Consider the following 17,205-nt stretch of genomic DNA (forward strand, 5'->3'; position numbering starts at 1 on the left):
GCGGTTCATCTGGGCCACCGTCATCGGGGCCACCGCGGCGCTCGGGGTCGCCGCGGCCCGATGACCTGCTGCGGGCGATGATCCATTCCTCCCACGACGCGATCTTCGCGGTCGACCGTGCCTTCACCGTGCTGACCTGGAACCCCGCCGCCGAGGCCCTGTTCGGCTACCCCGCCGAGGAGATCGTCGGGCACAGCGTCGACATCCTCACCCCCGCCGACCGCCGCGCCGACCACCGCGAGATGCTGCTGCTGATGGAGTCGGGCGCCCGGCTCGAGCGGTTCCGCAGCCGCCGCCGGCACCGCGACGGCCACTGGCTGCAGGTCACGCTCACCATGTCACCGCTGTGCGACCCGGCGGACGACCTGATCGGCTACACGGTGATCGCCCGCGCCGTGAGCACCCGGGAACGCCTGGAGTCCAGCTTCCAGGCGCTGCTCGAGGCGGCGCCCGACGCGTTCCTCGGCGTCGGCGAGGACGGCCGGGTCGTGCTGGCCAACACGCAGGCCGAGACGCTGTTCGGGCTCACCCGGCACGGGCTGATCGGCAAGGAGATCGACAAGCTGCTCGCGCCGCCGCTGTCCGGCGAGGCGGTCGGCGTGGCCGAGGACGACCCGCACGGCCCCACCGCGTCGGCCCACCGGGCCGACGGGACGACGGTGCCGGTCGAGGTCTCGGTGAGCATCCTGCCGACCGACGACGGGCGGATCAGCTGCGCCGTCATCCGGGACATCACCGAACGCGTACGCGCTCAGGAAAGGTTCATGCAGTTGCAGGCCGAGGCGGAGCGCGCACACGTCGAGGCCCAGCTGCAACGCACCCAGCGCCTGGAGGGCCTGGGCCAGCTGGCCGGCGGCGTCGCCCACGACTTCAACAACCTGATCGCGGTGATCAGCAACTACGCCACGTTCATCGCCGAATCGGCCGCCGAGGACGGGCTCACCGAGATCGCCGGCGACGCCGCCCAGATCACCAAGGCCGCCCAGCGCGGCGCCGACCTCACCCACCAGCTGCTCGCGTTCGCCCGGCGCGAGGTGGTGCGCCCCCGGCCGCTCAACCTCAACGAGGTGGTCACCGACATCGAGCAGATGCTGCGCCGCTCGATCGGCGAGCACATCACCCTCGACGTACGGCTGGAGCCCGGCATCTCCTCGATCACCGCCGACCCCGGCCAGCTCGACCAGGTGCTGGTCAACCTGGCGGTGAACGCCCGCGACGCCATGCCGCGCGGCGGGACGCTCACCATCGAGACCTGCGACCTGGACGTGGATCGCGACTACGCGGCCGGCCGGCCCCACCTGCGCATCGGCAGCTACGTGCGGCTGCGGGTCAGCGACACCGGCACCGGCATGCCGCCCGAGGTGATCGAGCGGGCGTTCGAGCCGTTCTACACCACCAAGCCGGCCGGCAAGGGCACCGGCCTGGGCCTGGCCACCGTGTACGGCATCATCACCGCGGCCGGCGGCGACCTGAGCATCTACTCCGAGCCGGGCCTGGGCACCACGTTCACGCTCCTGCTGCCCACCACCGACGCGCAGCCCGCCGAGCGGGAAGAGCCCGCCGAACCGCCCCGGACCGACGGCCGCCGCGGCACCGTGCTGGCGGTCGAGGACGAGCCGGCCCTGCGCGACGTGCTGGTGCGCATCCTGGCCGGCGCCGGGCACGAGGTGCTGATCGCCGCGGACGGCCCGGCCGCGCTCGCGCTGGCGCACGAGCATCCGGGCCGCATCGACGTGCTGCTCACCGACGTGGTCATGCCGCACATGCTCGGCCGCGACCTGGCCGAGCGCTTCCTGATCATCTCACCGGGCGCGAGCGTGCTGTTCATGTCCGGCTACGCCCGCCCCGCGCTGGCCTCCCAGGGCACCCTCGACCCCGAGGTCACGCTGGTCGAGAAGCCGTTCTCGAAGACCCAGCTGCTGGCCGCCGTCCAGCAGGGCCTCGAACGCAACTGAAGCCCCTGTGTCAATCTTGAGCCGTGACAACGATCGGCTTCCTGCACACCGGCGACGTCCACGTCTCCACGTTCCGCCGCCTCCGCGAAGAGCTCGCCCCCGGCTGGCAGGACCTGCACATCGTCGATGAGAGCCTGCTCGCCGACGCCCGCCGCGAGGGCGTCACCCCGGCGGTGGCGGCCCGGGTCGACGCTCGGCTGCACGAGCTCGCCGACGGCGGCGCCGACATCATCGTTTGCACGTGCTCGTCGCTGGGCGACCACGCCGAGGGCCGCACCGCCGACATCGGGGTGCCGGTGCTGCGCGCGGACCGCCCGATGGCCGAGGCGGCGGTGGCGGCCGGCCGCAGGATCGCGGTGGTGGCGACCGTCGACTCGACGCTGGGGCCGACCGGCAACCTGCTGCGCGACGCGGCGGCACGGGCCGGGCGGGAGATCGCGATCGTCGAGGTGCGCTGCCCGGAGGCGTTCGCGCTGTTCGAGGCCGGCGAGCTCGACGCGTACGCGGAAATGATCGCCCGGAAAGCGCGAGAGGCCGCACCGGGTGTGGATGTCATCGTGCTCGCCCAGCCCAGCGCCGCGCCGGCGGCGTCCCTGCTGGCCGACCTGCCGATCCCGGTCCTCGCCAGCCCGCGCACCGCGGTCACCCGGGCGATAGCGGAAGCCGGCCCGACGCTCTGAGCACCGGGCCGGCCTGACAAGTCAGCGGTCGCCGACCTCTTCCTCTTCGCCCTCGACGACCGCGTCCTCGGCGGACTGGCGCTGCGCGGGAACCGCGTCCTCGGACTCCTCGGCGCCGTGCCGCGGGCCGCCCGACACCGGGGACTCGACCAGCTGCTGCTCCGGGAGCTCGCCGGCGACCTGCGGCTGGTCCACCCAGAGCGCGCGCAGCTGACCCTGCATGAACGCGGTCAGGCGCTGGCGGTACTCGCGGTCGAATTGCTCGAGCGCCTCGATCTGGTTCTGCAGGCCCTCGCGCTTGGTGGCCAGGCTGCCCACCACGTCGTCGTAGCGCTGGCGCGCCTGCAGGTTGAGGTGGTCGGCGTTGGCCTGCGCGTCCACGCCGATCTGCTCGGAGGCCGAGCGGGCGTCGTTGACGATCTTCTCCGCGGTGCGGCGCGCCTCCTCGGTGCGGGCGTGCGAGTCGCGGGCGATCTGCTCGGCGGCGGCGCGGGCGTCGGTGAGGATCTTCTCCGCCTCGCGGCGGACGTTGTGCGCGTGCACCTGGGCGTCGCGGGCGATCTGCTCGGCGGCCGCGAGGGCGTCGGTGCGGATCTTGTCAGCCTGGTGGTGGGCCCGGGCGACGTGCTCCTCGGCGGTGCGCTGCGCGAGCGTCAGCACCTGAAGAGCCTGGTTGGGGTGAGCCTGCGGCGGCGGAACCACCGCCTGCTCGGAGGTCTGGCTGTCCGCTGACGTCCCATTGAGAAGCACTTTGACTCGATCCTTCATACGGTTGTCGGACAAGAGTTTGACCTCCGTGAGCCCCATGCCTGGGCGCTGGCGTGATCCGGCGGGGATGTTACCAACGTGAGCAGGGATTTCGCGAGGGCCGAAGGGGCGTGATATGGCCGTTATCTTTGCGGCGGCGTTTTGTGGATAGAGCCCAGCTAGCGACAGTTGTCCGGGTCTGCCTGAGAGGCCCGGGTCGCCGCCATCGGGTTCACCCGTCTGTCGTAGTCGGATCGGCAGCGCCCCCGCCATTACGCTGAAAACCGTGGCAGACGATGCGGTGACCTACGCCATACGCGAGGTGCTCTCCGTGATTCCGGCGGGGTGCTCGTGGCTGCTTCCGATCAGGGACCACGACGGCGAGGTCGCCGACTTCGAGATCGCCGCGGCCAGCGGCAGCGGGCACGACGTCTACCGGCGCGGCACCGACCGGGTCGCCTCCCGGCTCAGCGAGATCTATCCGAGCATCGTGGGCGGGCAGCTCTGGCTGCTCTACCTCACGGTGCTGCGCACCGGCGAGCCCGCCGAGATCAACGATTTCCGGTACGAGGAGAAGCGCGCCGGGATCGTGCCCCGCTCGGTGTTCGACGTGACCGTCCACCCCGTGCTCGGCGGCCTGCTGGTCTGGTGGCAGCGCCTCGACGAGGACCGCCGACGCATCGAGCGCACCGAGCAGCTCGGCAACCTGGGCTGGGCCGAGTACGACCTGATGACCGGCGAGAGCACGTGGTCACCGGGGATGTACCGGCTCTTCGAGCGCGACCCCGACCTCGGGCCGATGAGCCGCCTCGAGCAGGCCGCCGCGATCGACCCCGACGACCGGGGGCTGGCCGAGGCCGCGTGGCAGGCGATGGAGAGCGGCGGCGTCTCCGACGTGACCGTCCGTTTCCGGGCCGGCTCGACGGTCAAGCACACCCGCATCCTCTCCGACGTGGTCACCGACGCCGACGGCCGGCCCCTCAAGGTGAACGCGGTGGTCCAGGACGTCACGGTCCGCGAGCAGACCCGCGGGGCGATCGAAAGGCTCAGCGACCAATTGCGTACGAGGGAGCTCACGGCCCTCGCCGAGCATCGCCTCGCCGCGCGCCTGCAGCACATGATCCAGCCGGTGCCGGCGGCGCCGCTCACCCTGCCGGGACTGGAGGTGATGGTCGGCTACCTGCCGGCCGAGAGCGCGGTGCGGGTCGGCGGCGACTGGTACCACGCTCAGGAGCTCGCCGACGGGCGCACGGTCCTGGCGGTGGGCGACGTGGCCGGGCACGGCATCGCGGCGGCCAACAGCATGGCGCACCTGCGGTTCGCTCTGATCGCGTGGCTGGCGATCGGCATCGACGACCCGGCCCTGCTGCTGAAACACCTCAACCGGCTGAGCGGGCGGCTGAAGGTCACCGGGACCGCGGTCATCGCCGTGTACGACCCGGGGACGCGGGGCCTGACCTGGGCGCGGGCCGGGCACGCGCCGCCGCTGCTCGCGCGGGGCGGCACCGCGATGCCGCTCGAGCCGCCGGCCGGGCTGCTGCTCGGCGCCGACGACGATTCGTCCTATCAGGTGCTGACGCCGTGCCTGTCGTCCGGCGACCTGCTGCTGCTCTACACCGACGGGCTGGTCGAGCGGCGGGTGCCGGGGACGCCGAGCCTGCTCACCGACCTGATGGCGTCGCTCGGCGACGCCTCGGCCGTGCCCGGTGACGCGGCGCTCGCCTCGCTGGCGGGGTACCTGAACCGGCCGAGTCCCGACGACGACACCTGCACGGTGGCGGTGCGGGTGCTTTAGAAGAGCATGCCCAGGCTGACGGTGGTGCCGACGCCGTCGGGGTGGATGCCGACCTCGTCGCAGATGCGCTCGACGATCGCCAGGCCGCGGCCGCGAGGCTGATCGGCGGCCGGCATGGCGCGGCCGAAGCCCGGGGAGACGCCGCCGTCGACGACGTCGCAGCGGACCTTGTCGGCCTCGGCCCAGATGCGCACGATGCCGCCGCCCGCTGTGTGCTGCAGGGTGTTGGTGGCCAGCTCGCTGACCGCGACGGTGAGCAGGTCGGCGCGCAGCCGGGACAGGCCCAGCGCGATGGCCTCGTCGCGGACGAAGTCACGGACGAAGGCCAGGTCGGTGGGCTCGGCGTAGGCGGCCTCGGCGGGCCGGGTGGCGCGTGTGGACATCGATCACTCCCCGCCGTCGCGGCCGGCGGCGCCGTCGTGGCCGCCATCGCGGCCGTTGTCGCCACCGTCGCCGCCGTCGCGGCCGTTCTGGCCACCGTCGCGCCCGTTCTGGCCGCCGGCGGCGCTCAGCAGGTCGCGGACGCCGGTCACCTCGAGCACCGCGGCCACCGAGCCGCTCGGGTTCTCCAGCACCACGCGGCCGCCCCGCTCGACGGCGGCGCGGTGCGCGGCGACCAGCCCGTGGATGCCGCTCGAGTCGAGGAAGTCCACGTCGGCGAGATCGACCACCACGCACGCCGATCGGCCGACGGCGGCCAGCAGCGTGGTGACGAGCTCATCGCGTACGGCCAGGTCGCAGTCGCCCGCGAGCGAGACGCGGAGCCCGGTCCCCTCGTCGGACGTCGTGGCCGCGAAGCGTGCCATCGGCGCCTCCCTCCCCCGTCCCGGTCGGAGCCATCATGTCATCCACCGCAAACTGTTCCAACGGGTTCCAACCTCGGAGCGACCCTCTTCGGCGACTTCCTCGCATATGGGGCTTATTTACCGAATAGGATCAGTCTGTCTTATCAACAGTGACGCGGCATCGGGGGACGGCCATGGGTTTGCGACGTTGGTGGATCGTCACGGTGGCCGCGTCGACCGCGGTGGCGGCCGGGGTCATGCCCGCTCAGGCCGCCCCCGCTTTCGGGGTCTACACCGTGGCGGCCTGGGGCATGCAGGAGCGCGCCGGCAGCCGGGTCATGTACGACAGCAGCGGCAACGGCTTCGACGGGTCGATCGGGCGGGAGGTCGGCACCGGCGGCGGCTTCTACCGCTTCAGCCGCCTCGAGCCCGACACCCCGCCGGCCCACCCCGGCCACCTCGCCGTCGTGCCCGACTACAACGCGCTCGACCCCGGCACCCGCGACTTCGAGATCACCCTGCGGCTGCGCACGCTCCACCACTTCGGCAACATCGTCCAGAAGGGACAGGCCACCGTCGCGGGCGGCAGCTACAAGCTGCAGATCCCGAGCGGCAAGGTGCAGTGCTGGTTCCGCGGCTCCGCCGGCCAGGTCCTGGTCACCGCGCCCAGGCCGATCAACGACGGTCGCTGGCACGTGGTGACCTGCACCCGCTACTCCGACGGCGTCGGCCTGGTGATCGACGGGAACAAGGTCGCCGGCCGCTGGGGCCCCACCGGCCGGATCGACAACTCGTGGCCGCTGTCGATCGGCGGGAAGACCACGTGCGACCAGGAGACGGTAGGCTGCGACTACTTCGCGGGCGACCTCGACTACGTACGCATCGACGCCAGGTAGCGCCCGCACCACGCTCCGATTGTTGCGCCGCGCGCGGTTGACACTCGGACCCGAGCCGGGTGAATGTTCGTCAATGACCGATGAGTGGCCCAGCGAGGGAACCCTGCTGGCGACGCGCTACCGCCTGGTCGCCCTCCTCGAGACCGGCGGCATGGCGCAGATCTGGCACGCCAGCGACGAGCTGCTGGGCCGCCCGGTCGCCATCAAGCTGCCCACCGGCCCGCAGGTGGCCTGGCGCGAGGCCCGCATGGCGGCGAAGCTGTCGCATCCCGGCATCGCCGCGGTGCACGACTTCCGCGAGGCCGTCCGCGCCGACGGCACGGTCCAGCCGTTCGTCGTCATGGAGCTGCTGGCCGGCGAGACCGTCGCCGCCCGCCTGGTCCGCGAGACGTTCACCTGGCAGGAGGCCGCCCGGGTCGGCGCGGCGGTGGCGGACGCGCTGGCCGCCGCGCACAAGGGCGGGGTGGTGCACCGCGACATCAAGCCGGGAAACGTCATGCTCACCCCGACCGGCGTGAAGATCCTGGACTTCGGCATCAGCGCCGCCCCCGGCGAGCCCGACGACGACGACACCGGGGCGACCTTCGGAACGCCGGCCTATGTGGCCCCCGAGCGCCTCGACGGCATGCCGGCCGAGCCGGCCACCGACGTGTACGGCCTGGGGGTGCTGCTGTTCGAGATGGTGACCGGCCAGCCGCCGTATCCCGTGGAGACGTGGGAGGAACTCGACGAGGCCCGGGAGAAGGGCGCCGACACGCTGCCGCTCTCCCTGCCGGCCGACTTCCGGGCGGTGGTCGAGCACTGCCTCTCGGAGGATCCGGCCGACCGCCCCAAGGCGGACGCCATCCGCTTCGACCTGACCGCGTTGTGGCTGGCCGACCAGCCCGAGCCGCAGGACGAGCCGGCCGCGTCGAAGCCGACGCTCGCGTCCCCGGCAGCCACCGCCGCGCCCACCGCGGCGCCTGCCGCAGCCTCCGCGTCGGGGCCTGCCGCAGCGCCCATCTCAGGGCCGGCCTCGGCGCCTGCCTCAGCCTCCGCGTCGGGGCCTGCCGCAGCGCCCATCTCGGGGCCGGCCTCGCCTGCCTCAGCCTCCGCGTCGGGGCCAGCCACCTCTCCAACGCCCGCTGCGCCCGCTGCCTCCCCTGCGCCCGCTGCCTCCCCTGCGCCCGCTGCCTACCGGCCCGGCGCGGAGCAGCCCCCGGTCCGGCGGCCGCGCGTGGCCGAGCTGTGGCCCTCGCAACCGCAGTCACCGGCCCGGCCGACGTCGCCCAACGGCTTCACCGCCGGCCGGGTCTCGGCCGCCACCGTGCCGATGGCCGAACCCCAGCCCAAGCGCCGCCTGGCACTCGCCCTGGCCCTGCTGGCCCTGCTGGTCACCGCCGGCGGCATCTACGTGGTGATCAACCGCCCGAAGGAGCGGCCCGACGCCACTCCCCCCGCCCCGTCCAACCCGGCCACCCGGTTCTTCTCGCCGAAGCCGAGCACCGGCCTGCCCACGACGCCCACCGCCACCGCGCCGGCGTCGCCCTCGGTTCCCCCGTCGCCGAAGCTGAGCTTCGACGACGCCGTGAGCAACCTCCAGTCGGCAGTCGAGGACGCCGCCGCGGACGGCAAGATCCGCGACGACGTCGCGCTCGACCTCCTGAACCTGATCCGCCCCCTCCAGGGCGCCGACGCCAACGACATAGACGGCCAGGTGGCGCGGCTGCGCCAGAAGATCGCCGGCCGCACCAGAGAAGGCAGCCTGAGCACCGCGCAGGCAGCGATCCTCAAGGCCCGCCTGTCCGATTTGGATCGCGCCGCCGGCATGTGACCCGCCGCGCTTTGCTTTGCTCACCTCTACGCCCCGATGAGTCGCACAGGTAAGCAGAGCAAAGGGGCGGCGGGTAGCAACGCCGGCCGTCAAAGGCCGGGGGTCGGCGGGTGGCGGCGCCGGGCCGTCACGGGCCGAGGGCGGCTCGGGCGGCGGCGATCAGCTCGGCTCGGACGGCCGGGGACGGCGGTTCGCCGGTGGCCTCGATGTGGGCAAGGGCGCCGTTCTTGATGGCGGCGTAGGCGGCTCGCGCCCGGGGAGTCGGGTCGCCGCCGGCCAGGGCCGCGGTGAGAGCTTCGTTGATCTCGTGGGACTGCGGGCGGATCGTCTCGCGCATGGCGCGCCGCACCGAGGGGTCGTCCCCTAAAAGGCGGCTCACGGCGTGCATCTCGGTAGTGGCGTCGAGGATCGCGCCCAGGAGGTCGGGGGCGGCGCGGTCGGCGGCGGTGTCGGCGAGGTGGCGGTAACGCTCCAGCGGGGCGGAGAGCAGCGCCTGGAGAATTTCGCCCTTCGAGGCGAAGTGGTAGTAGAGCGCGGCCTTGCTGATGCCCAGCTGCGCGCTGATGTCGGCGATCGAGGTGCCGGCGTAGCCGCGGTCGCCGAAGAGGTCCAGCGCTACCTCGAGGATGCGCTCGCGGGTGTCGGCCATGGACGGAGATCCTACTTGACGACCGTTCGGTAAGCCGCGCATGCTACTTACCGACCGATCGGTAAGGAGGCGTGGCATGGATGCGACGGACACGGTGGAGCGGATCTACAGGGCGGCCAACGCGCGGGATCTCGACGCGTTGCCGGAAATTTTCGCGGCGGATTTCTACAGCCACCCGCTCCAACAGCGGGGTGTGGAGCCGATCCGTGCGGCGTGGAAAGCCATCTTCGAAACTTTCCCCGACATACGCGTCACGCCCCGCCGGATGATCGCCTCGGCCGACCGGGTCGCGGTCTGGTCGGCGATCGAGAACGTGCCGGGAGAGCCCGAGCTGATGGAGCTGATCCGCGTCGCCGACGGGCGAGTCGCCGAGCTGTGGGGGCTGAGCAGCCTGAGCTTGCGGCCGTAAACGGCTCGCGGCCAAGGACTCGCCGGCGCCGGCCGAGAGATGTTGCGGGACAAGCGCGGGCGTCGGCGCGAGTGGGCGCGGGCCCGGGTGGACGCGGGCGCGGGTGGACGCGGGCCCGGGTGGACGCGGGCCCGGGTGGACGCGGGCCCGGGTGGACGCGGGCCCGGGTGGACGCGGGCCCGGGTGGACGCGGGCCCGGGTGGGCGCGGGGCGAAGTCGCCCCGCACCCAGCCGGGGTGTTAGTGGTGGTGGCCGTTGCGGGGCAGGGACAAGTCGGCCCAGACGAGGCGGTGGTCGGAAGTCGGGAAGCCGTTGACCGCGGACCACTGTGGGTCGAAAACGCCTGTCAGGCGGAACAGCGGGTCGCTCTGCAGCGGCCAGAAGACGCCGGAGCGGACGATCCTCGTGTCGTAGCGGGGCAGGACGTAGTCGGCGTGCAGGTTGCCGGGGGCCGTGTCGGCGAAGTCGGCTGTGTCGTAGCGCGGGTCGCCCTGGTGGGTCAGGTTGGCGCCGCCCTGCAAGGTCGCGGCCTCGACGGCGCCGGCGCTGGCCGGGAAGGTGCGGGCATTGATCAGCGGGTTGTCGGTGAGCTGCCGTACGGCGTTCTGGTAGGAGTCGCCGTCGTACGGGTCGGCGTTCTGGTCGCCGGCGATCACGAAAGTTTCTCCGCGGGCCAGGCCGCCGCGGTGGCCCTTGTCGTCGTAGATGTAGCGGGACTTGGCCGGGTTGATGTAGTCGGCCCAGAAGCGGATCTCGTCGTGGTTGCGTCTGCCGTTGCGGTCCTCGGGGCCGTCGAAAGTGGGCGGCGTGGGATGCGAGACGAGGAAGTGGACCGCCTTGCCGCGCACCTTGATCGGCACGTCCCAGTGGCTCTTGGAGGACAGCCGCAGGACCGCCTGCTCCTCGGGCGAGTAGAAGTCCGTCGGCATCGCGTTGCCGGGCATGTCCTTCCACTTGAAGAGCTGGAACGTACGGGCGTCACGGAAGTCGATCGGGTACTTCGAGTAGACGACCATGCCGTACTGGCCGGGGAAGATTCCGAAACCGTACGAGTCGTCGCCGTAAGCCTGGTCTCCCGGCGTCGTGTCGACGACGCCGTTGTTGTTGAGGTCGAAGCCGGAGGCGATGCCGGTGTTGGACGGGGCGACGAACCGGTAGGGGTATCGCTGCGCGGGAGCGCCGTTCTGCGAGACCGCCAGGAAATTGTCGGCGAAGAGTTTCGCGGCCACCGGGTCGTAGTCGAACTCGTTGATGAGCACGACGTCGGGGTGGGCCCGCTGGATGACCTCGGCGACGTTGTGCGCCTGCCGCCGGTAGACGTCGTCGACGCCGGGGTTGGCGAGGTGCTCACGGAGGAGGCCCTGGGCGGGCCGGTTGAGCGAAAGGTTGTAGGTCGCGAAGCGCACGGAGTCGTCGTGCCGGCCCGTGGCGCTCGCCGGTGAGGCGCCGATGATCGCCGTGCTGAGCACGGCGGCGGTGAGGAGTCGCTTCATCACCTCCCCTCGATACCGGTCCGCGGCCGGGACACGCAATGCCCGTCACCAACAGTTCAGGGGTTGTTGCGGGTGTTGGAGAACCAGACGAGCAACGCGCCGATGAGGGTCGCGAGGCCGCTCATGATGGCGCCGACCGCCTCGGCCTGCTCGGCGCTGAGCAGCAACAGCGAAAGGAACGACGCGCCGGTCACGAAAACGACCATGCCGATCGTGAACTCCACTTTCCGCTCCCGCACGACCGAGTTTCGCGCGGTGGCGGACGAGTCGAGCACGGGCAGGACGGTGGAGCCCCACGAGCGGCGGGGCACGTTCTTGCGGACGCGGCCGGGCAGCCACATCGCGATGCTGGTCAGCCACCAGCCGACGACATAGCCGGCGATCACGACCAGCCACCAGACGCCGAAGTGCGGGCGCAGCAGGGTCTCGAGCACGCCGAGCAGCGCGGCGACGACCAGCAGCAGGGCCACGGCGGCGCCGACCAGGTGCGGGCGGGACCCGAACCAGCGCAGCCAGAGCGCGCTCACGACCGGGCGGTCACTGGTAACCACGAATGCTCCAGAAGATGCGGTAGAGGGGCGTGTCCTTGCCAGGGACGAAGAGCTGGCCGTGGCTCTGGTCGGCGATCGACCGCAGCTCGCGCTCCCATTGCGAGTCGTTGTGGTTCTTGCCGTCCGGCGCCGGGCCGGCGTCCGCGACGTAGCCGGCGCAGTTGCTGGAGCCCTGCTCGCCCGAGTTGAAGGCGATCGTGTAGATCGGCACCGCGCGCTCGGCGGGCGAAAGCGCGGTACGAAACTTCACGTAATCCGAGTAGTTGGCGCCGCAGTTGTTCTGCCCGTCGGAGAACAGCACGATCGAGGTGCTCGGTTGCACCTCGTCGCCCGTCACCGGGGCGACCCACGGCCGCACCAGCGCGTGGGCACGTTCGAGCGCGTCGTACATGGCGGTGTTGCCCTGCGCCCGCAGCCCGGTCCGCGCGTAGGTCTGGATGGACTGCAGCATCGGGGTGATGTTCTCGTCGGCCGGCAGGACGAACTGTTTCGCGGGCAGGGCGCGGCTGTTGAACGGCACGAAATCCACGCGCTCGCCGGGCAGGAAACTGAAGTACGTCGTCGGGTCGTCGGGGTTGCTGCCGGTCAGCCCGACGAGGGCCTGGCGCAGCAGCGGCATGTTCGTGTCCATCGAGCCGGAGACGTCCAGCACGAAAACCATGCGCGACGGCGGGCGCACTTCCTCGCGATAACCGTCGACGAGCTTTCGCAAGACTTCCGGGTCGGTGGGATAGCGCAGCTGCGGCACCGGGAGCGCGCCGACGTCGGTGGTGGCCGACGGATTGCCGGGGCGGCGGCCGGTCACTTCCGCGATCCGCCGCTGTGTGTCGGGGGTGAACATCCATCGCCACAGCCGGTCGAAGATCTGCTGCTTCTCGGCGGTCGCGTTGCGCAGCAGGCTCAGCCGGTACTCCGCGATGATCGTCCCCTCGGTCGGATACACGGCGGTCAGGCGGCAGTCCTCGGGCAGTGTCGCGGACATCCGCCGCACCTCGGACTCGTAGATGATCAGGCCGTCGACACCCTCCGGGCTGTCTTTGCGTCCGCATTCGCTCCCGCCGCTGTCGACCTGTTTCACGTACGCGTCGGAGAGCACCCGGGACGTGTCGGCGGCCAGCCGGTGGCCGTTGAAGAAGCGCCGCAGCTGGGGCTGGACCCGCGGGATGTCGTCCGCGGTGACCGGCAGGCCGGTGTCGGCGGCCACCGTGGCCACGGCGACCAGCCCGGCGAGCCCGGAGTTGGAGTGGTCGGGGCGGGTCATGCCGTACCGGAACCGGCCCTTGATGATCGTGTTGACGATCGCCGACCAGCTGGCCGAGGCCCCGCCGCTCCATCCGAGCTGATCGGCGAGGGAGGCGCGCACCCCGAAGACCACGGGCGAGCGCATCAACGGCGGGGACTGGCGCAGCAAGGCCCGGCGGCTGTCCGGCCACATCCCGAAGAACTGATCCGCGCCGAACCAGACGGCGTCGTATTTCGCCGCGGTCGCCGGGTCGGCCAGTTGTTTCGCGCCCTCCACCGAACCCGTACGCGAAAGCTCGATTTTGATTTCGAGGTCGTTTTCCGCGTCCCGGAGGATCGGGGCCATGTCCTCGAGCTCGCTGCCGCCGAGAATGCGCAGGACCGGCGGTTCCTTCGTTTCGCCGGAGGAACCGCACGAGGCGGCGCCGAGCGTCAATGTGGCCGCGAGCAGCACCCTAAGCGCACGTCGCACCGGCCCGGTCCTTTCCGTAGACGCCCGTGATGACCGTGTTCATGAACGAGCCCCACAACTGCGACGGCGGCAACGAAACTTTCTCCCCGGGCGGGTTCAGCGCGGCCAAGCCACGATCCCCGTTCTCGGCGGCGAAGGACTTCGGGGCGTTCACCGGGCGGAAACCGTGCACGGCGGCCAGCCGCTGCAGCTCGGGATCGGTGGTCAGCGCCGTCGCGACCTCGGCGCCGCGCTTGTCGAGCGGGGCGATCGCGTGTGTGCTGGAGATGGTCTGTTTCGGATAGAGCATGATGCGGTCGAGGGTGACCTCGGTGCCGTCGACCGCGGTAACTTTCGTGACCAGGCCGTCGGGGTTTTCGCGCGCGGCGTCGAGAAACTGCGCCTCGTAGACGACCTGCATCGGCAGTTGGTACCCCTCGGCCGAGAAGTACTGGTCGAACGGCTCCTCGCTGGTCAGGCCGGTGCTGCCCTGGGCGCGGAAGAGCGCCTGCATCTGCTCGGTGACCGTGCCGGGGTTGGCGGCCTGGATCGGTGCGCCACCATTCGCGGAATAGCTGCTCAAGGCCAGGTAGAGCTCGGCCGAGTTGGAGGTGTCGAGCCGGGTGCTGAGCACGACGGCCCGCTGGAACAACGGGTACGGCGCGGGCAGGTGCAGGTCGCGCCACCGCGTACGGGTCTGGAAGACGTCGGTCAGGTAATGCTGGAAGTCGAACGTCCGCAGGTCGGAGGAGACCACGCCGGACGGCAGAGCCCGAGCCACGTCGCGGAAGGTCGCCACCACCAGCGGGGACGAGAAGACCGGCACGGCTTTCGTGGACTTTCCGGCCTTCGCCAGAACGTCTGTCGCGGCGTTTTCGCTGCCCGGGAACGCGAAGTCGTAGCTGGGCAGGTCGGCGTCGCAGGCCATCGTGCGCGACCCGGCCGCCTCGACGGAGACCTTCAAGCCGTGCCGCTCGAAAGCGTCGATAACGTTTTGGTCCTGGAAAAAGGAAAGTTTCTCGGAACCGACGAGACCGTGAACGTCGAACAAATCGCAGGTGAGCAGAAAGGGAACCTGGATCTCACAGGCCTTTCCGCGGCGGTCGGCGGCCACCGACCAGCCACCCGCTATCACCAGGATCGCGAGAACGCTGCCGAGAATTGCCCTGGTCCGCTGGGATTTCATCCACGTCCTGCCATTGACGGAATGTCGGGGGCTCCAGGGTAAAGCCCCCGCGCATTCGTCTCGGCAGGACAGCCCTAGGCGGAGCCGCGGATCACGAGGCGGGTCGGGAGCACGACCTCGCTGTCGCCGACGTCGTCGCCGTCCAGTTTGGCCAGCAGCAGGCGGGCCACCTCGCGGCCCATCTCGGCGATCGGCTGGTCGACGCTGGTCAGCGGCGGCTCGGTGTGACGGGCGATCACCGAGTCGTCGAAGCCGATCAGGGCGACGTCCTCCGGCACCCGGCGGCCGAACTGGCGCAGCACGCGGAGCGCGCCGGCGGCCATCGTGTCGGACGCCGCGAACACGCCGTCGACCTCGGGGTACTGCTCCAGCAACCGGTACATGGCGGCGGCGCCGCTCTCCTGGCTGAAGTCGCCGAACGCCACCGGGCCGTCGCCGACCACGTCGCGGTAGCCGTCGAGACGCGCTATACCGGCGGCCATGTCGAGCGGGCCGGTGATCGCCGCGATGCAGCGGCGGCCCTGGGCCTGCAGGTACGCGACCGCCTCGCGCGCGCCGGCGCGGTTGTCGGCGTCGACGAAAGTCCCCCGTTCGGCGTACATCGGGCGGCCCACCCGGACGGTCGCCACGCCGCGCTCCTCGAGCAGGTGCGGCAGCGGGTCGTCGCCGTGCAGCGACAGCAGCAGCGCGCCGTCGACGTGCTGGCGGGTCAGATAGCCCTCGAGGCGGCGGCGCTCCTCGGGGGCTTGCGCGATCATGAGGACCATCTGGAGGTTGCGGGCCACCAGCACCGACGAGACGGCCTGCACGATGCGGCCGAAGAACGGCTCCGCGAAGAACCGCTCGCCTGACTCGAAGACCACCAGCGCCACCGAGTCGGTCCGCTGGGTGACCAGGGTGCGCGCCGCCCGGTTCGGGACGTAGCCGAGCTCGGCGATCGCGTCCTCGACCGCCTGCTTGGCCCGGGGGCTGACCTGGGCCGACCCGTTCACCACGCGGGACACCGTGCCGCGGCCCACGCCGGCACGCAGCGCGACCTCTTCCAGGGTCGGCCGGCCGGAGGCCCGGCTTCGATCCGCCGTCATCCGTGGCACCTCCTCCGCACGGCGTCGCCCGCCGTGCCCATCAACGCGACGTCGCCCGCCGCGCCCAACAACGCGACGTCGCCCGTCGCGCTCACCAGCACGACGTCGCCCGCCGTGCCCACCGGCGCGACGTCGCCCGTCGCGCCGAACAACGCGACGTCGCCCGTCGCGCCCGACACAAAGTACCTGCCTTGCGCAGCGCAGAACATGATCAGCGTGTCACCTTCGCCTCGTCCGACACGGTAAAGCTCCTCAGCGCGGGCGTGCCGGCCCCGATCAGCGCGGTCGCCGCCAGCGCTGTCAGTCCTCCGACGGCCAGCGCCGCCCCGCCCGAAGTCGCGGACGCCACCAGGCCGGCCCGCAAGTTTCCGAGCTGCGGGCCCGCCCCGCCGACGATCTGTTCGAGCGCCGCCACCCGCCCGCGGTAGGCGTCCGGCGTCGACCCCTGCACGACGGTCCCGCGGGACACGACCGCCCAGGTGTCGGCCGCGCCCGCGACCGCGATCAGAGCAAGCGTCGCGGAAAGATTCCACGAAAAGCAGACAAGCCCGAGCGCCGCCGCCCAAACCATCCCGCACACCAGCAGCACCTGCCCGGGGTGCCGCCGCTCGGTGACCAGCCCGGACACCGCCGATGCCGTCACCCCGCCGACCGCGAGCGCCGTCGTGAACAGCCCGAGAATCTCCGGCCGGCCGCCGAAACGTTCCGCGTTGAGGACGGGAAAGAGCGCGATCGGCATAGCCAGGAGAGTCGCCGCGAGGTCGCAGAGCAAGGCGCCGCGTACGGGTGAGTTGCGCATCGCGTACGAAAGTCCCGCCTTGACCCGCCCGATGCCGCTCCCACTCGCATCGGCCGGCGGAACGCCGGACGGCAGGCCGGCCAGGCCGATCAGCGCGGCCACGAAAGTCAACCCGTCGAACGCGAAACACCAGCCCACGCCGGCGATCGCGGTGAGCCCGCCGGCCGCGGCCGGGCCGAGCAGCATCGCCAGCTGGAACGACAGATGGTTGACGGCGAGGCCCGCGGCGAGGCGCTCCCCCGTCAGCAGCGCGGGGATGAACGCACGCCGGGCCGGGCCGCCGATCGCGCCGATCGCGGCGTTCAGGGCCGCGAGCCCGAGCATGGCCGGCACGCCACCGGCCGGCGAGAACGCCACGAAAGTCATCGCGAAACTGACCGCGATCTGTCCCCCGGCGCAGCGCATCGCGAGTTTCCGCCGGTCGACATGGTCGACGAAAGCGCTGCCGGCCAGCCCGATCACGATCAGGGGCAGCCCGGAGGCGAGCCCGGCCAGGCCGACCGCGGCGGCGCTGTGCGTGCTCTGCCAGACGTAGTAGACGACCGCGAAAGCGCCGAACTGACCGCCGAACCCGGAAGCGGTGCTGCCGAGCCAGAGACGCCGGAAGGTGGGGTTCTCCCGGAGCGGGCGGAGGTCGACGAAGGCTCTCATGCGCGCTGATCCACGCGG

General features: G+C 71.6%; 17 protein-coding genes. 6 read left to right on the forward strand and 11 right to left on the reverse strand.

The genetic code is table 11. From position 1 onward, the window contains the following. Positions 1-77: 77 nt before the first annotated feature. Together ACQPZX_RS27390 and ACQPZX_RS27395 are read left to right on the forward strand one after the other, a co-directional pair. A complete protein-coding gene (locus tag ACQPZX_RS27390; protein WP_433360826.1) occupies positions 78-1,955 on the forward strand; it encodes a hybrid sensor histidine kinase/response regulator in 1,878 nt (625 codons plus the stop codon). A gap of 23 nt (positions 1,956-1,978) precedes the next feature. Continuing rightward, complete coding sequence (locus ACQPZX_RS27395) at positions 1,979-2,635, forward strand: aspartate/glutamate racemase family protein (protein ID WP_433360829.1); 657 nt, start codon at positions 1,979-1,981, stop codon at positions 2,633-2,635. A 21-nt stretch (positions 2,636-2,656) separates the two neighbouring features. On the opposite strand, the gene ACQPZX_RS27400 is transcribed toward ACQPZX_RS27395, so the two are convergent. Further along, the gene (locus ACQPZX_RS27400) at positions 2,657-3,385 is read right to left on the reverse strand and encodes a hypothetical protein (protein ID WP_433360832.1); all 729 of its coding nucleotides are present in this window, start codon (positions 3,383-3,385) and stop codon (positions 2,657-2,659) included. A gap of 283 nt (positions 3,386-3,668) precedes the next feature. Here ACQPZX_RS27400 and ACQPZX_RS27405 point away from each other — a divergent pair, with 283 nt between their 5' ends. After that, entirely contained in the window at positions 3,669-5,177 is a 1,509-nt protein-coding gene (locus ACQPZX_RS27405; protein WP_433360835.1) for a PP2C family protein-serine/threonine phosphatase, read from the forward strand. Here the strand turns inward: ACQPZX_RS27405 and ACQPZX_RS27410 are convergent. Next, positions 5,174-5,560 carry an ATP-binding protein gene (locus ACQPZX_RS27410; RefSeq protein ID WP_433360838.1) on the reverse strand — a complete coding sequence of 129 codons (387 nt, stop codon included), beginning with the start codon at positions 5,558-5,560 and terminating at the stop codon, positions 5,174-5,176. The genes ACQPZX_RS27405 and ACQPZX_RS27410 overlap by 4 nt on opposite strands. A gap of 3 nt (positions 5,561-5,563) precedes the next feature. Next, complete coding sequence (locus ACQPZX_RS27415; RefSeq protein ID WP_433360841.1) at positions 5,564-5,983, reverse strand: STAS domain-containing protein; 420 nt, start codon at positions 5,981-5,983, stop codon at positions 5,564-5,566. Between the two features lie 173 nt (positions 5,984-6,156). Here ACQPZX_RS27415 and ACQPZX_RS27420 point away from each other — a divergent pair, with 173 nt between their 5' ends. Next, positions 6,157-6,858, forward strand: coding sequence for a laminin G domain-containing protein (locus ACQPZX_RS27420; RefSeq protein WP_433360844.1), 702 nt, complete (start codon positions 6,157-6,159; stop codon positions 6,856-6,858). A gap of 73 nt (positions 6,859-6,931) precedes the next feature. Next, entirely contained in the window at positions 6,932-8,671 is a 1,740-nt protein-coding gene (locus tag ACQPZX_RS27425; protein ID WP_433360846.1) for a serine/threonine-protein kinase, read from the forward strand. Positions 8,672-8,798: 127 nt separating this feature from the next. Here ACQPZX_RS27425 and ACQPZX_RS27430 read toward each other — a convergent pair whose 3' ends face one another. Further along, positions 8,799-9,320 carry a TetR/AcrR family transcriptional regulator gene (locus ACQPZX_RS27430; RefSeq protein ID WP_433360849.1) on the reverse strand — a complete coding sequence of 174 codons (522 nt, stop codon included), beginning with the start codon at positions 9,318-9,320 and terminating at the stop codon, positions 8,799-8,801. A gap of 76 nt (positions 9,321-9,396) precedes the next feature. Between ACQPZX_RS27430 and ACQPZX_RS27435 the strand changes: the two genes are divergently transcribed. After that, positions 9,397-9,729, forward strand: a complete 333-nt coding sequence (locus tag ACQPZX_RS27435; protein WP_433360852.1) for an ester cyclase — start codon at positions 9,397-9,399, stop codon at positions 9,727-9,729. A gap of 239 nt (positions 9,730-9,968) precedes the next feature. On the opposite strand, the gene ACQPZX_RS27440 is transcribed toward ACQPZX_RS27435, so the two are convergent. The 7 genes from ACQPZX_RS27440 to ACQPZX_RS27470 form a co-directional block, all read right to left on the reverse strand. Beyond that, entirely contained in the window at positions 9,969-11,222 is a 1,254-nt protein-coding gene (locus ACQPZX_RS27440; protein WP_433360855.1) for an endonuclease/exonuclease/phosphatase family protein, read from the reverse strand. A gap of 56 nt (positions 11,223-11,278) precedes the next feature. Further along, complete coding sequence (locus ACQPZX_RS27445; RefSeq protein ID WP_433360858.1) at positions 11,279-11,773, reverse strand: hypothetical protein; 495 nt, start codon at positions 11,771-11,773, stop codon at positions 11,279-11,281. After that, a complete protein-coding gene (locus tag ACQPZX_RS27450; protein WP_433360860.1) occupies positions 11,760-13,487 on the reverse strand; it encodes a VWA domain-containing protein in 1,728 nt (575 codons plus the stop codon). The genes ACQPZX_RS27445 and ACQPZX_RS27450 overlap by 14 nt, the downstream gene beginning before the upstream one ends. After that, positions 13,471-14,652 carry a hypothetical protein gene (locus ACQPZX_RS27455; protein ID WP_433360863.1) on the reverse strand — a complete coding sequence of 394 codons (1,182 nt, stop codon included), beginning with the start codon at positions 14,650-14,652 and terminating at the stop codon, positions 13,471-13,473. The genes ACQPZX_RS27450 and ACQPZX_RS27455 overlap by 17 nt, the downstream gene beginning before the upstream one ends. A 74-nt stretch (positions 14,653-14,726) precedes the next feature. Then, the gene (locus ACQPZX_RS27460) at positions 14,727-15,737 is read right to left on the reverse strand and encodes a LacI family DNA-binding transcriptional regulator (protein WP_433360866.1); all 1,011 of its coding nucleotides are present in this window, start codon (positions 15,735-15,737) and stop codon (positions 14,727-14,729) included. Continuing rightward, entirely contained in the window at positions 15,734-15,946 is a 213-nt protein-coding gene (locus tag ACQPZX_RS27465; protein ID WP_433360869.1) for a hypothetical protein, read from the reverse strand. Before ACQPZX_RS27465 ends, ACQPZX_RS27460 begins: the two co-directional genes overlap by 4 nt. A 2-nt stretch (positions 15,947-15,948) precedes the next feature. Further along, positions 15,949-17,187 carry an MFS transporter gene (locus ACQPZX_RS27470; RefSeq protein ID WP_433360872.1) on the reverse strand — a complete coding sequence of 413 codons (1,239 nt, stop codon included), beginning with the start codon at positions 17,185-17,187 and terminating at the stop codon, positions 15,949-15,951. Between the last annotated feature and the right edge of the window lie 18 nt (positions 17,188-17,205).

The sequence above is a fragment of the Actinoplanes sp. CA-142083 genome (assembly GCF_050942195.1).
Lineage (GTDB): Bacteria > Actinomycetota > Actinomycetes > Mycobacteriales > Micromonosporaceae > Actinoplanes.

Coding starts and splice junctions, on each gene's coding strand:
- ACQPZX_RS27470 (WP_433360872.1), bottom strand. CDS start 17,187: ATGAGAGCCTTCGTCGACCTCCGCCCGCTCCGGGAGAACCCCACCTTC.
- ACQPZX_RS27410 (WP_433360838.1), bottom strand. CDS start 5,560: ATGTCCACACGCGCCACCCGGCCCGCCGAGGCCGCCTACGCCGAGCCC.
- ACQPZX_RS27460 (WP_433360866.1), bottom strand. CDS start 15,737: ATGACGGCGGATCGAAGCCGGGCCTCCGGCCGGCCGACCCTGGAAGAG.
- ACQPZX_RS27430 (WP_433360849.1), bottom strand. CDS start 9,320: ATGGCCGACACCCGCGAGCGCATCCTCGAGGTAGCGCTGGACCTCTTC.
- ACQPZX_RS27390 (WP_433360826.1), top strand. CDS start 78: ATGATCCATTCCTCCCACGACGCGATCTTCGCGGTCGACCGTGCCTTC.
- ACQPZX_RS27415 (WP_433360841.1), bottom strand. CDS start 5,983: ATGGCACGCTTCGCGGCCACGACGTCCGACGAGGGGACCGGGCTCCGC.
- ACQPZX_RS27435 (WP_433360852.1), top strand. CDS start 9,397: ATGGATGCGACGGACACGGTGGAGCGGATCTACAGGGCGGCCAACGCG.
- ACQPZX_RS27455 (WP_433360863.1), bottom strand. CDS start 14,652: ATGAAATCCCAGCGGACCAGGGCAATTCTCGGCAGCGTTCTCGCGATC.
- ACQPZX_RS27420 (WP_433360844.1), top strand. CDS start 6,157: ATGGGTTTGCGACGTTGGTGGATCGTCACGGTGGCCGCGTCGACCGCG.
- ACQPZX_RS27440 (WP_433360855.1), bottom strand. CDS start 11,222: ATGAAGCGACTCCTCACCGCCGCCGTGCTCAGCACGGCGATCATCGGC.
- ACQPZX_RS27425 (WP_433360846.1), top strand. CDS start 6,932: ATGACCGATGAGTGGCCCAGCGAGGGAACCCTGCTGGCGACGCGCTAC.
- ACQPZX_RS27465 (WP_433360869.1), bottom strand. CDS start 15,946: ATGTTCTGCGCTGCGCAAGGCAGGTACTTTGTGTCGGGCGCGACGGGC.